The organism is Neobacillus massiliamazoniensis (assembly GCF_001048695.1).
GTDB lineage: Bacteria > Bacillota > Bacilli > Bacillales > Cytobacillaceae > Neobacillus > Neobacillus massiliamazoniensis.
The window spans coordinates 232,796-245,905 of sequence record NZ_CVRB01000004.1; the positions used below are offsets into that span (position 1 = coordinate 232,796).

At 37.4% G+C, this 13,110-nt stretch carries 11 protein-coding genes; 2 read left to right on the forward strand and 9 right to left on the reverse strand.

Features of this window, described 5'->3' with window-relative positions:
- Positions 1–280 precede the first annotated feature (280 nt).
- Positions 281–1,249, reverse strand: a complete 969-nt coding sequence (locus BN1082_RS18955) for a DUF2515 domain-containing protein (RefSeq protein WP_090637030.1) — start codon at positions 1,247–1,249, stop codon at positions 281–283.
- A gap of 192 nt (positions 1,250–1,441) precedes the next feature.
- Here BN1082_RS18955 and recU point away from each other — a divergent pair, with 192 nt between their 5' ends.
- Both recU and BN1082_RS18965 read left to right on the forward strand, forming a co-directional pair.
- Entirely contained in the window at positions 1,442–2,053 is a 612-nt protein-coding gene (gene recU / locus BN1082_RS18960; protein WP_090637032.1) for a Holliday junction resolvase RecU, read from the forward strand.
- Between the two features lie 37 nt (positions 2,054–2,090).
- Positions 2,091–4,727, forward strand: a complete 2,637-nt coding sequence (locus tag BN1082_RS18965; protein ID WP_090637034.1) for a transglycosylase domain-containing protein — start codon at positions 2,091–2,093, stop codon at positions 4,725–4,727.
- A 78-nt stretch (positions 4,728–4,805) separates the two neighbouring features.
- Here the strand turns inward: BN1082_RS18965 and BN1082_RS18970 are convergent, their stop codons facing one another.
- The 8 genes from BN1082_RS18970 to dinG form a co-directional block, all read right to left on the reverse strand.
- Entirely contained in the window at positions 4,806–5,327 is a 522-nt protein-coding gene (locus BN1082_RS18970) for a YpoC family protein (RefSeq protein ID WP_090637036.1), read from the reverse strand.
- Entirely contained in the window at positions 5,320–5,982 is a 663-nt protein-coding gene (nth, locus tag BN1082_RS18975; protein WP_090637038.1) for an endonuclease III, read from the reverse strand. The genes BN1082_RS18970 and nth overlap by 8 nt, the downstream gene beginning before the upstream one ends.
- 317 nt (positions 5,983–6,299) lie before the next feature.
- Positions 6,300–7,001: a DnaD domain-containing protein gene (locus tag BN1082_RS18980; RefSeq protein WP_090637040.1), complete on the reverse strand. Its 702-nt coding sequence runs from the start codon at positions 6,999–7,001 to the stop codon at positions 6,300–6,302.
- A 223-nt stretch (positions 7,002–7,224) separates the two neighbouring features.
- On the reverse strand, positions 7,225–8,418 hold the full coding sequence (locus BN1082_RS18985) for a pyridoxal phosphate-dependent aminotransferase (protein WP_090637042.1): 1,194 nt from the start codon (positions 8,416–8,418) through the stop codon (positions 7,225–7,227).
- 28 nt (positions 8,419–8,446) lie between these two features.
- Entirely contained in the window at positions 8,447–8,920 is a 474-nt protein-coding gene (locus BN1082_RS18990; protein ID WP_090637045.1) for a cell wall elongation regulator TseB-like domain-containing protein, read from the reverse strand.
- A 15-nt stretch (positions 8,921–8,935) separates the two neighbouring features.
- Entirely contained in the window at positions 8,936–9,106 is a 171-nt protein-coding gene (locus BN1082_RS18995) for a YpmA family protein (protein ID WP_090637047.1), read from the reverse strand.
- A gap of 55 nt (positions 9,107–9,161) precedes the next feature.
- On the reverse strand, positions 9,162–10,049 hold the full coding sequence (locus BN1082_RS19000) for a ComEC/Rec2 family competence protein (RefSeq protein ID WP_090637050.1): 888 nt from the start codon (positions 10,047–10,049) through the stop codon (positions 9,162–9,164).
- Positions 10,050–10,104: 55 nt separating this feature from the next.
- A complete protein-coding gene (gene dinG / locus BN1082_RS19005; RefSeq protein WP_090637052.1) occupies positions 10,105–12,906 on the reverse strand; it encodes an ATP-dependent DNA helicase DinG in 2,802 nt (933 codons plus the stop codon).
- Positions 12,907–13,110: the final 204 nt, after the last annotated feature.

A 13,110-nucleotide genomic window follows, 5' to 3' on the forward strand; every position in this document is an offset into this window, starting at 1 on the left:
AAAAAGCAAGGACGTTCTGTGACAGATAAAAAAACTGGCTACGGTGATAAAAAGACCGAAGGGCCTAATATCCCATCTACTTAAAAAAGCGGATGCGCCTTGATCAGCCCCGAGGGGCTAGGCGCAGGAGCTAGACAATAAGAAAAGCGGAAGCGCCTTGATCAGCGAGCAGGAGATAGACAATAAAGCGGAAGCGCCTTGATCAGCGCGCTGGAGCTGGACAATAAGAAAAGCGCAAGGCGCCCTTTTAGCGAAGTTCACTAGTCGCTGGGCGCCTTGTCTATTTACCTTCTACTATTTTATACAATGAGAGAATTAATTGAAGCTGATTGGATTTCGTTATATACCAATCAGTAAGATGAATCGGGTGATGATGGCAGGCAGGAAAATATATCCACAATGGTGATACACTCCTCTTTTTACTCCAATCCTCGTACACATGCCGCCCATGCTCTATAATTGGGAAGGTTGTCCTTAGCATGGGAGTTTTCCTTAATGTCTTTATTCTAAAGTATTGTTCATAATCATACCGAGAGCCCGTATGTGCCGTCTTCTCAGCAAATTCATAAAAATATGGAAATAACCTAGGATGAAACAGAATACTTGCTAGCCGTTTTCCAAGATTAATCCTTTTGGATAAAGTTCTGAAACCATTAACACTTGCACCATATACTTCTCCCCCACATGTTGGAAATAACACACTGCTAAAATGGAGCCAATCTTGAAAGGTAAAGAAAAAAGAATGAAATACTTTTTTCTTATAAATCGGATGTTCTATAACCGGTGATTGAATTACATTTTGTTCATTAATGATTAATGCAGTCATCAGCCTGTTTTGATCTGCTTCCCTCCAATACCGTTGCCACTCCCTTTGAATAAAGCCTGAAGCATGAAAATATTGAAGTAAATGAAACATTGGTTTGTTAATTTTCGTCGAATACTGATAGAGCAATAACTGTGGAAATACATCGTGAAAAATGAGCCAATTAGCCCGTTCATAGGTAAGAAAAAGCTGTTTTCTGATTTTCGAACCCATAAGTTGGGGAAAGATGGAACCCTCGAGGTCACACATATTCCAGCCCCCATTCCTTGAAACCATGCTTGCTAAAAATGCCCAAATAATATCCGGGTTCTTTTTAAAATAGTTAAAATAGGCTTCTGTTCTGGAAATATTATCAAAATTTTTTTTTTCCGTTTCGTTTCCAATTTGACGAATGAGCTCTATCTCCTGTATTGTAAGATGATTCATGGCCATCTTCCTTTAATTGAATTCAAAGTAGACTTTTAGAAAAAATTGATTTATATTTGCGAAATAAGAATCATGCTAACTTATGAAAAGTACGATATCTTATATTTATTAAAGTGCGATGGTCATTTATTTTTATTCATACAAATTCCATCTAGATTTGATATGATAAGATAAGTTTGTGAGGTGCTTATCATGTTTGTTAATTATCCGAATGGAAAACGATTTATTCCAAGAACAAAAGAAACAGAAGCGAGAGTGAAGAATATAAAAAATAATTCATTTAGTAATCGAGGAATGACCCTTGAAGAAGATTTAAATGAATCGAACGAATATTATAGAAACATTAAAATGGCCGTCATCCATAAAAAACCGACACCTGTGCAAATTGTTCAAGTCGATTATCCTAATCGGAGTGCGGCAGTCATTAAGGAGGCCTATTTTAAACTGGCTTCAACTACCGACTATAATGGTGTCTATAAAGGAAAATATATTGATTTTGAGGCAAAGGAAACGCAAAATGAAACATCCATTCCATTAAAAAATTTCCATCAACATCAGATTGACCATATGAGAGATTGTCTCGCCCAAGGTGGAATTTGTTTTGTCATTCTTCGGTTTACTAGATTTGATCAGGTGTATTTACTTGAGGCAAAGCATCTTCTTACATTTTGGGATAGAATGACCAATGGTGGAAGAAAATCGATAACCAAGGAAGAAATCGAACAGTTCGGGCACTACATTCCGCTTGGATTTCAACCAAGAATTGACTATATTAGTATAATAGATATGTTGATATTTTCTTAGGAAAATTCTTTGATGTACAGAAAGGAAGGAACTTAATATGGCAGAACAATATAAATCCAGAGAGGAGCGCCGAAAAAATCTCCAAGCCAAGGGAAATCCAAAGCAAAAGAAAAAGAAAAAGAGTAGAGGCTTATTTAAGAAAATTTTTCTATCACTTGTGGCCCTTGGAATTGTGATGATGTTGGCCGTAGCTGGTGTCTTTGCCTATTTTATAAAAGATGCTCCAAAGCTTGATCCTAAATTATTATCAGAACCTATACCTTCAAAAATATTAGATAAAGATGGAAATCAAATAGCTGAGGTTGGGGGAGTCAATCGGGAATATGTCGCCTATAAAGATATTCCTAAGCAAATGGAGGATGCTGTTTTGGCGACAGAGGACTATCGCTTTTATCAGCACCATGGAATTGACCCAATTCGCCTTGGTGGTGCAATCTTAGCCAATTTCACTCATGGCTTTGGTGCAGAGGGTGGGAGTACCATCACGCAACAGGTTGTCAAAAACTCCTTCTTGACTAATCAAAAAACAATAAAAAGAAAAGTTCAAGAAGCATGGCTTTCTTATCAGTTAGAACAAAAATATACAAAACATCAAATTTTTGAAATGTATGTAAATAAAGTATATGTGTCTGAAAACAGCTACGGCATTGCAACAGCAGCTGAGATTTATTTTGGAAAACCACTGAAGGATTTAACACTTCCAGAATATGCATTAATCGCAGGATTACCGCAAAGCCCTAATAATTATAATCCATTTACACATCCGGATTTAGCTGAAAAAAGACGTAACATCGTTTTATCATTAATGAATCAGCATGGCTATATTTCTAAACAACAAATGGAAGAAGCCCAAAAAGTTCCAGTTCAATCAGAAATAGTGAAGGAAGACCAACGCAAACGTGACGAAAAGCCGTATGATTCCTTTGTAGATGCTGTTATCGATGAAGTTAAAAATACAACGAATTTTGATATTAACACTGATGGTCTTACGATATATACAACATTGGATTCAAAAGCGCAAACATATGTCTATAATATTTTAAATTCAAAAGACATTATTAATTATCCGGATGACCAATTCCAAGCAGGGATTACCCTTCTGGATACGAAAACAGGTGAAATTCGTGCTATTGGTGGCGGAAGAAACCAACAGGTTAAACGTGGATTTAACTATGCAATTGACACTAAGAGGCAGCCTGGTTCTACAATCAAACCAATTTTAGATTATGGACCAGCAATCGAATACCTTCATTGGGGCACCTATCAACCAATTGAAGATAAGCCGGTTACCTATTCAACAGGACAAACATTTCGTAACTGGGATAACCAGTATAAGGGGTTAATGACAATCAGACAAGCGCTTGCAATGTCACGAAATTCCCCTGCGGTCCAAACCTTGCAGCAGGTCGGATTAGATCAGGCGAAAAACTTTGCTGTTAATTTAGGGATTCCGTTAAAAGACATTTATGAATCCTATGCTATTGGAGGATTAAAGGATGGTGTATCTCCGCTTGAAATGGCAGGAGCATACAGTGCTTTTGGTAATAAAGGGATTTACACAAAACCTCATACCATAACTAAAATTAAACTTCGAGATGGAACAGTTATTAGCAATACTCCTGAACCGAAAGTAGCGATGAAGGACTCAACTGCCTTTATGGTAACAGACATGTTAAAAAGTGTTCTTAAGTATCCAGGTACAGGCGTTGCTGCAAATATTCCTGGTCTCCCAGTTGCAGGTAAAACAGGAACAACGAACTATACCCAGGACGAAATTAATAAATGGAATATTCCAGATGGAGCATATCCAGATATATGGTTTGCGGGCTACACAACCAATTATACGTGCTCAATATGGACTGGGTATCCGGATAGAAAGACGGCAATTTCGCCTAAGAATCAAACAATTGCTCAGTCACTCTTTAAAAATATCATGGCATATGTTTCTCAAGATATTAATACCCCTGATTTTACAATGCCGAACAGCGTTCAACCGGTTCGAATTGAAAAGGGCTCTATGCCACCGGTATTAGCGAGTGATAATACTCCTGATAGTGAAGTGCTTACCGAATATGCCGTAAAAGGGTATGCACCTAAGACTGTATCTACTAAATATTCCAAACTCGATGCACCAACAAACCTTTCGGCTAATTATGATGCTGCAAGTAATGAAATGGTGTTAAATTGGAATTACAATAATACTGCAAATGCTAATGTTCAATTCGCCGTTACGAGTGATGATGGTACAGGAGCAAAAAATTACACAACCAATCAAAATACAATAAGAATTCCTGTTGTCCCAGGTGGAAAATATGCGATAACGGTTGTGGCGAAAACAGACAGTAATACTAGTGACCCTATCTCAACAACCTTTACTGTTCCTGCAAAGGATAACAATCAAGGAAATGGGAACGGTAATGGTAATGGTAATGGTAACGGTAACGGTAACGGTAATGGTAACGGTAATGGGAATGGGAACGGGAACGGGAACGATAGTGGGTCCAATCCTAATCAGCCGGTAACACCACCTGGTGGAGGTACTGGTGGTACTGGCGGTGGTACTGGTGGTACCGGTGGAGGTTCCGGCACTGGTGGTACTGGCGGTGGCACTGGCGGTACTGGCGGTGGCACTGGTGGTACTGGCGGTGGCACTGGTTCCGGTCCAAAGCCATAAACTCCTTCTCATTTAATTTAAATAAGAAAAGCTCCAGCGCCTTGGTCAGGCGCTGAAGCTGGACAGAAGAAAAAGCGTCTACCGATTTGGTCTAGACGCTTTTTTTAATATGCTTTTCTTAACGTAAAGTTTCTCTTGCTCCACAATCAATTCAGAAAGCTGTCGGAACGAATGAAACAAATTGGGTCTTGACATAATAAACGCCAATCTTTCGCTAAGATTGACAGGCTGATAGACTAGAGGAATAGAAGGAATTGGTTCCTTTAGTAAAACAGGCAGATCATTCGACCAAAATAATAATTGAATAAATAAGCCAATTCCTTTTTTCATCGCTAATCGGGCGTTGTTTTGATCACGATTTCGGTATAATTCCTCAAGCTGATTTTTAACCACTTCCCACTCATCCATTAGAAAGAGAAACGCTTCCTCTTGATTTTCCCAAGGCTTCCAACCATCCATTCCATGATAATAAAGCAGCTCATAGACAAAGTTATCTGTTAAATTTCTCTCCGTCATCTCCATTTTTATCCTATCGGATGAAAAAAAGAAGCCGTTTTTTAATTCAGGTGGTACAGAAAGAGTAATAAATCGATTATCCATTTAGTTCGGCACTGCCTTTCATTCTCTTTTTTCCCTCTCTGCAAAGCTCTAGCAACGGACAACTTGGGCATTGTGGATTTTGCGCCTTACAATGATAGCGGCCAAAAAAAATTAAGCGGTGATGGGTTACGGACCATTCCTCTTTTGGAACCTTCCTCATTAAGGTCTTTTCAACCTCTAGCACAGAATCCTTCCAACGGCAGATTCCAAGGCGCTTCGTCACTCTTTCGACATGGGTATCCACTGCAATTGCTGGAACGTTAAAAGCAACAGAAACTACAACATTCGCTGTTTTTCTGCCAACACCCGGAAGCTTGGTCAGTTCATCGCGATCAATTGGAAGTTCACCTTGAAATTCATTTAATAGCATTTGACAAAGGCTTTGAATATTCTTTGCTTTGTTTCGATATAGGCCAATTGAGTGAATATCGTTTTGCAATACTTCAAGTGAAACCTTTAGATAATCTTGTGGTGTTTTGTATTTTTCAAACAATCCTTTTGTCACTTTGTTTACAAGGACATCTGTGCATTGTGCTGATAATGATACAGCGATAATAAGTTCAAATGGATTCGAATGATTTAATTCACAATGAGCGTTAGGAAACATGTCCCCAATTTGATCAAGACAATATCTTATTTGAGTGTTATTTAACATCTATTTCACCTTCTATCAATTCGACTGTGTTAAACTTGCCTGTTGATTTGCGCTCCAGGCTTCGCTTTCCGCGGGCGTTCCGGGGAGCCTCCTCGGCGCTTAAGCGCCTGTGGGGTCTCCCGCCCCGTACTCCCGCAGGACGTTGAATCAGCATCCTTGAATCAACACCGCACGAAGGAAATGCGATAGCATTTTCGAGGATCTCGCGCCTTCCGCTCCAATCAACATAGTTTCAAAAATCAACAATGACTTTAACACAGCCATCAATTAAATTCGTTTATGAAAAGCAATAAAACGAGAGGCTGTTCTCTCTCGTTTTATTGCTCTAACCAATTGTAGAAAGGAACGGAAGACGGCTGATACGACTCTTCCTGTTTGGTACGATGCTGAGTTTGCTTTTGTCGGAATTTTCGTCCATGATTTTTAGCTTGGTCAATCGTTTTTATGCCATTTTTCTTCCACTCAAACAAAATGCGATCAATATAACGGAAATTCAATTTTCCTGACATCACTGCTTCCCTTAAGGCTGCTTTGATAATGATGGGATCATGGTGGTCATCATCCATCCACATGGAGAGCGATTCACATTCAAATGGTGATAAAGGGCGGCCAAATTCCTTCTCGAAGCAAGTGTATACGTCTGATTCTTCTGCCTTTTTGCTCTTTTCTTTATCATTTTGGGAGCTGATTAAAAACTGGTCAACAAGCCTTTCCCATAATGGTTTTAAGGAATACTTCTCATAACGAATTCCCTCGCTTGAAACCTCATCGATAATTTCAAGCAACCCTCTTTGAACAAGCTTTCTAAGCATATCATTACAGTCTAGAACGGAAATGGTCATGCGGGATGAAAGCTCTTCGGGTGTAGGAAATGCATTTCCCTTTTCAATAAATGAAAGAATATTTAATAAAAGAACAAGTTCATATTCATTTAAATGAACATTACGATATTGAGATAATAAAACAGCAGGAAACGTTATATTCCCTTCTTCAATCCATGATAATAGATTAGATTTCATCCTAATTACACCTCCCCCTCAGTATAACATGAACAAACAATCCGGGTAAGAGTATTAGCCCTCCAGCTTTGGCAAAGGAATGCAAAAAAAGGATGTCTCAAAAGGGTCGCTCAACAATCAATATATAGTCGCATATTAAGCAAAGTTCAACTATATATTCTAGGTTGAGGGATCTGACTCTTTGATTTGGACATCCACTTTACATTGATATTTTGTTCAAATTTTACTTTTCAAGCTTTGAATTTACAAACCGATGGATCCTACCTACTGCTTCTTCTAATTGTTCGAGTGAAGTTGCATAGGATAGGCGAATGTTGTCCGGAGTCCCAAAACCTGATCCTGGAATGACAGCTACTTTCGCTTCAACAAGTAATGCTTCAACAAATTCATCCACATTTGGATAACCGGTTTGTTGTGCTGCTTCCTTAACGTTAGGAAATAAATAAAATGCCCCTTGTGGTTTCACACAAGTAAAACCCGGTATTGAGACTAACTGATCAAAGATGATCTCTAACCTATCCTCAAAAGCTTGACGCATTTCTTCTACAGGCTCTTGTGGACCATTGTAAGCTGCAATGGCTGCAAATTGCGCCGTGGTTGTTGGGTTAGATGTGCTATGACTGGCAAGATTCGTCATTGCCTCAATAATTTGTTTATTTCCGGCTGCATAACCAATTCTCCAGCCAGTCATGGAATGTGATTTAGAAACACCGTTAATAATAATGGTTTGTTCTTTTAATTCCGGAGAAATTTGTGCAATGGAAATATGCTTGTGATGACCATAGATAAGTTTTTCATAAATTTCATCGGAAATAATTAAAATGTTTTCACGAAGGCAAATATCTCCAATTCCTTGAAGTTCTTCCTTCGTATAGATAACACCTGTTGGATTGCTAGGTGAATTTATAATGATTGCCCTAGTTTTGTTTGTAATGGCGTTTTGTAATTGATCAGGTGTTATCTTAAATTGATTTTCTTCAGAACCTTCAATATATACTGGGACCCCGCCAGCCAGTTTAACTTGTTCCGGATAGCTAACCCAATATGGCGAAGGAATGATGACCTCATCACCATCATTTAAGATAACCTGAAATAACGTATATAGAGCATGTTTAGCACCATTTGCAACGATGATTTCATTTGGCTTGTAAGTTAGCCCGTGATCACGTTGTAATTTATCAATAATGGCTTTTTTTAAGGCTGGTAGGCCTGCTGAAGGTGTATATTTTGTATGCCCTTCATTCATGGAACGAAATGCAGCATCTAATATATGCGCGGGCGTATTAAAGTCAGGCTCCCCAGCACCTAAACCAATTACATCTTCACCTTGCTCTTTTAACATCTTCGCTTTTGCAGTAATGGCCAATGTTGTTGAGGGGGTGAGTGCCATTACTCTATTTGCAAGTTTTAATTCCATGCCAATATTCCTCCTGTCTCCTATTTAACTAAAAGTTTTCAATCTTCTTCAGCCATTCACCTGTGTCAAATTGAACATAATAATAATTTATTAAATTATTGTCAGAACGGTAATAAATTTCCCAAAGAGGAATATTTTTTTCCATCCCAAGGCGAACAGAAATAATTTTTTTTGGCTTTTTTTCTTGTAAAAGCTTATCGATGGCATCATTTTGTGTAAGACCATCCTTAGCTTTTTTAACAATTACTTTTTTCGTCTTTTGAGGAATCCAAACGATAATTTTTTCACCTTTTTTATTTTTTCCTTCTATCACATCAACGGACTCTAAGCCATTATATATATGAAAATCATCAACTTGGCTTAATTGAACCTTATCCTTTGCAAGTGCAACAGCTTTTTTTTCTTCTGTCTTTAAAGGAGAAACAGCGGTAAAATAAACTTTTATTAAAACCCCAACAAAGACCAATACAAATAAAACCAGAAAAATAATCCATTTTTTCATGTCTTTCAACCTTTTCTATGTACGATAAATGGTAAAAATCGCCTTATTTTGATCTTCCATATCAAGGGCTAACCCAAACATAAGGTCTTTATCCTTTAAGGTTCGATTAAGAGTATCAACAATTTTATATAAATCCGGTCCATACTGGATTTTTACTGTTGATAAAACTTCTATCTTGCTCTCCATCATTGTTCCTCCATTATCATAAAGAATCTACTCACTCATTATAGCAGGTTAGGAGTTAAATAATCCTAAAACATTCTCGCAATCCGAAATTTTTATAATCACTGCCATCTTCAAGGATCGTGAAGACTTCATAATGTGATTTCGTGAATTTGATTGTCACCGTTCCATGCGTTTTTGTAAAATATACTTCTGACCAAGTTTTAAGTAAATCACTTATAAGTTCCGGATTCGGATGGTGATTTCCACCTGCAGTTAAAATGGAGATTTGTGAATCGACATGTTTAACTAGTTTTTCAGATAGTAAATCTTCATTCGCATTAGCGGGAACCTTAAAAACCTTGATCTCGCCGAGGTTTTTAGTTAGTAATTTTTCCTTAGCATGTTGGCTAAAAGAGGACATTAGAAAAAGATGATGCTTGAAAAACTGCAGCGTAAAATCTAATCCCTCATTTTTTTCACTTCCTACATATTGAACGACAGCTGATAGTTCAGGAAAAAGCTCCGTTTTTGTTTCTTCTTTCCAAGATTTTATCACGATTTGATTGCCAACGTCTAAATTTTCAGCAATTTGTTTTGTTATTTGTTGCGAACTCGCTATTTCCTTTATATGGTATCTATTAACAAGGTGGTTTACTTGTTCTAAATGAAGTGCATGTGCACCCGTCAAAATCAGCATGGTAACCTTTTTTACATCATATAAAGAAAGCCACCTGTCCATTTCTCTCTTAGACTGTCCGCCTCCAACATTCACCAATATATTCTGATTATTAGGACCTTGGATCAGTGTTGCTTCACCATCAGATAGTCGAAAAAAACTGATCGCCATTTCATGGCTTCTTATATTTAAATCGATTTTTTCAACATTCCCGGAAAAAGACTTTCCAGCCAGTGCAATGGAAGTACATTGAAGAAAAATAACCACTAAAATAAGGAATATTCTCATTGATTTAATCCTCCTATACTTACGTATAGGATGCGGAGAATTACCAAATTTTATTTCATAGCCATTTGTAAATGAACTCTATCAATTCGTTTATATTCCCCCTTTTAACAGGTACGGACGGAATTGATTTTAAAAAGGCTCCACCGTATTTAGTGGTGACAATTCTTTTATCAAAAACAACCATAATTCCTCGGTCTGAATTTGTGCGAATTAAGCGACCAAACCCTTGCTTAAAGCGAAGAATGGCTTCTGGCAATGAATAATCGTAAAAAGCATTACCCCCATGATTTTTTATAAACTGACATTTTGCCTCAGTTAATGGCTCAGCAGGAGGGCTAAATGGAAGTCTAACAACAACCAAGCAGGATAAATCCTCTCCCGGTATGTCTACACCTTCCCAAAAGCTACTTGTCCCAAAGAGAATGGCTTTATCAAATGCTTTGAAATTTCTTGTTAACCGCGAGCGACTTCCACTTGTAATACCTTGGGCAATCATAACGAAATCAGTTAAAAAACCACTCTCTTTAATTAAATCGTACGTTTTTCTCAGCATGTCATTGGCAGTAAACAGTATAAGCATCCTGCCCTTTGTTGCTTCAGCGATCGTAATAATATGTTCTGATATAGCTACAACATATTCATCTAACGAAACGGAATTGACCTCTGGTAAATCCTCTGGAATCAAAAGTTGGACCTGATTTTCATATTGGAACGGTGAAGGAATCGTCATTTTTATGGTGTCAACCGAATCGAGTCCTATTTCCTTTACAAAATAATCAAACGTATGATTCACCGTTAAAGTTGCTGACGTAATGACTACCCCTTTTTTCTGTTTAAAAAGCTTTTCCTTTAAGGAAGCTGCAACGGTGGCCGGCTGGGCAAAAAAAGTGGTGACATTTTGCGGTGAACGAGTATCAAATTCAATCCACTTAACAAAATTAGATTCTAATATAAAGCATTCCTTAATGGTATGTCTAAGCTCCGTGAGATCAGTGACAAAGGAAACGATTTCTTCCAACTTGCTTTTTTGTTCATTTTTATATAAGTCTTTTTGTTTTTCAAGGAGATCCAACCGGTTTCTAATTCCATTTTCCAGATCTTTCATTAAAAAAGCGAAGCGTTCTGCACTGTGTATAAGAGCAGCCATTTCTTTACTGTGTTCACGTGTCGAAAAACGCACTTTAACACGGGAAGTGCCTTTTAAATTTTGAGACATTGATTTTGCATAAATTGCGATTAACTTAAAAAAATCATCCATCTCATAGAATAAGTCAGCAACCAATTGATTCAATTCAAATGTCTGATCTATCTTTTCTCTTTGTACGGGTAACAAGTCCAATAGTTCCTCAAGATGAAAAAACAGCTGTCTTTGTTCATATTGACCAAACTGACCTAATAACAACCGAGTAGATAAATAATCTAATGAATGACCAAAAAATTGACTTGCTTGCTTTTCAAGATGGTGACCCTCATCAATTATGCAAAAATCAGATGGCGGTAAAATCGAGTTTTCTCCTGAAAGATCGCTTAATAATAATGAATGGTTGGTAATAATCAGATCTGCATCTTGCGCCGCTTTTTTGGCTTTACTATAAAAATCTTTCGTTTGCCACTCTTTATTTTGTAAAAATACAACTTGTTCATTTTTTATTTTATTCCAGTAATGAAGCCCGCCACTCGAAAGGTTCAATTCATCCTTATCACCTGTTTCAGTTTCCAACAGCCAAACAAGAATTTGCATTTTCGTTAAGGATGTATCATAATTTTCGTTTTCTTCCAATAATGTTTGCTTAAACCGTTCTAAGCTTATATAATTATTTCTTCCTTTAAGTAGAACAGTGTTAAGCTTAAAAGGAAGGATTTTCGTAAGAATGGGAATTTCGTTTTTTAATATCTGTTCCTGAAGTTGAATCGTGTGGGTACTGATCACGATCGGGAGTCCTTTTTGTTTTGCAAAATAGGCAGCTGGTAATAAATATCCGAGCGATTTACCAACGCCAGTCCCCGCTTCAATTAACGTGTGTCTTTCTTCTTGAAAGGCCTTATAAACTCCATCCATCATCTCATATTGCCCAGTTCTTTTTTCAAAGCTTGAAAAACCCTTTTTTATAAGTTCTATCTTTTCCGTATGATCAGCAGGATAGTCAACCTCACCTTTGGCCCCGTTTTCCTCCATCATTTCGGTGCGTTTATGTAGGGCCAAGCCTTTAAAGATTTCAATGGATTCAGGGAGGCTCTCAATCGTCTTATCTTTGTCTACCATTATTTCATCCAGTAATTGCTGCAAGTCACTTTTAAGACCCCCAGATAAAGTTGATAGCTGCAGAAGAAGTGTTCTTGGGAGTAAAGACAAGCTCCTTAAAAAAATAAGAAAGAGCTCTGCCGTCACTAGGGCATCACTGTCAGCCTGATGTGGACGATCATGGTTTAAATTCTCAAGCTCAGCTAAATTAGAAAGCTTATAACTGTCTGCGGTAGGATAAAGGATTCGCGCCATTTCAACAGTATCTAGAACAGGTCCAAAGAAACCGTCAAAACCAGAATGGATGAGCTCTTCCTGTAGAAAAGATAAGTCAAATAATACATTATGCGCAACAAAGTAAGCTCCATCAAGGAGATCGCCAATTACAGGAGCAATTTCAGAAAATAATGGAGCATCTTTCACCATTTCATCATTCAATCCAGTCAATTCTTCAATAAAGACTGGTATTGGTTTTTCTGGATTGACCAGAGTAGAGTACTGTTTTGTAATCATTCCATTTTCAATGACTACTGCAGCAAATTGAATGATTTTGTCACCTTTCTTTGGAATGTTCCCTGTAGTTTCCAAATCAATCACAACAAATTTATATTTCATATTATTAAAACACCCCAAACCTTTATCAATAGATAAAGTAACATAAAAAAAAACAAATTAAAAAGAAAAATAATAATGAATATGTTCATTATATAAAATAGTGATAAAAAAAGAAAAATCCCTGATTTGGGGATTCAGGCTGTCGAAAAACTTTCGATAGTCTTTTATTTCATTCACTTTCTTTAACAATTCACCGCATTAATT

Coding starts and splice junctions, on each gene's coding strand:
- BN1082_RS18990 (WP_090637045.1), bottom strand. CDS start 8,920: ATGAAAAAATGGATTATTTTTCTGGTTTTATTTGTATTGGTCTTTGTT.
- BN1082_RS18970 (WP_090637036.1), bottom strand. CDS start 5,327: ATGGATAATCGATTTATTACTCTTTCTGTACCACCTGAATTAAAAAAC.
- BN1082_RS18995 (WP_090637047.1), bottom strand. CDS start 9,106: ATGGAGAGCAAGATAGAAGTTTTATCAACAGTAAAAATCCAGTATGGA.
- BN1082_RS19000 (WP_090637050.1), bottom strand. CDS start 10,049: ATGAGAATATTCCTTATTTTAGTGGTTATTTTTCTTCAATGTACTTCC.
- BN1082_RS18955 (WP_090637030.1), bottom strand. CDS start 1,249: ATGAATCATCTTACAATACAGGAGATAGAGCTCATTCGTCAAATTGGA.
- dinG (WP_090637052.1), bottom strand. CDS start 12,906: ATGAAATATAAATTTGTTGTGATTGATTTGGAAACTACAGGGAACATT.
- recU (WP_090637032.1), top strand. CDS start 1,442: ATGTTTGTTAATTATCCGAATGGAAAACGATTTATTCCAAGAACAAAA.
- BN1082_RS18985 (WP_090637042.1), bottom strand. CDS start 8,418: ATGGAATTAAAACTTGCAAATAGAGTAATGGCACTCACCCCCTCAACA.
- BN1082_RS18980 (WP_090637040.1), bottom strand. CDS start 7,001: ATGAAATCTAATCTATTATCATGGATTGAAGAAGGGAATATAACGTTT.
- BN1082_RS18965 (WP_090637034.1), top strand. CDS start 2,091: ATGGCAGAACAATATAAATCCAGAGAGGAGCGCCGAAAAAATCTCCAA.
- nth (WP_090637038.1), bottom strand. CDS start 5,982: ATGTTAAATAACACTCAAATAAGATATTGTCTTGATCAAATTGGGGAC.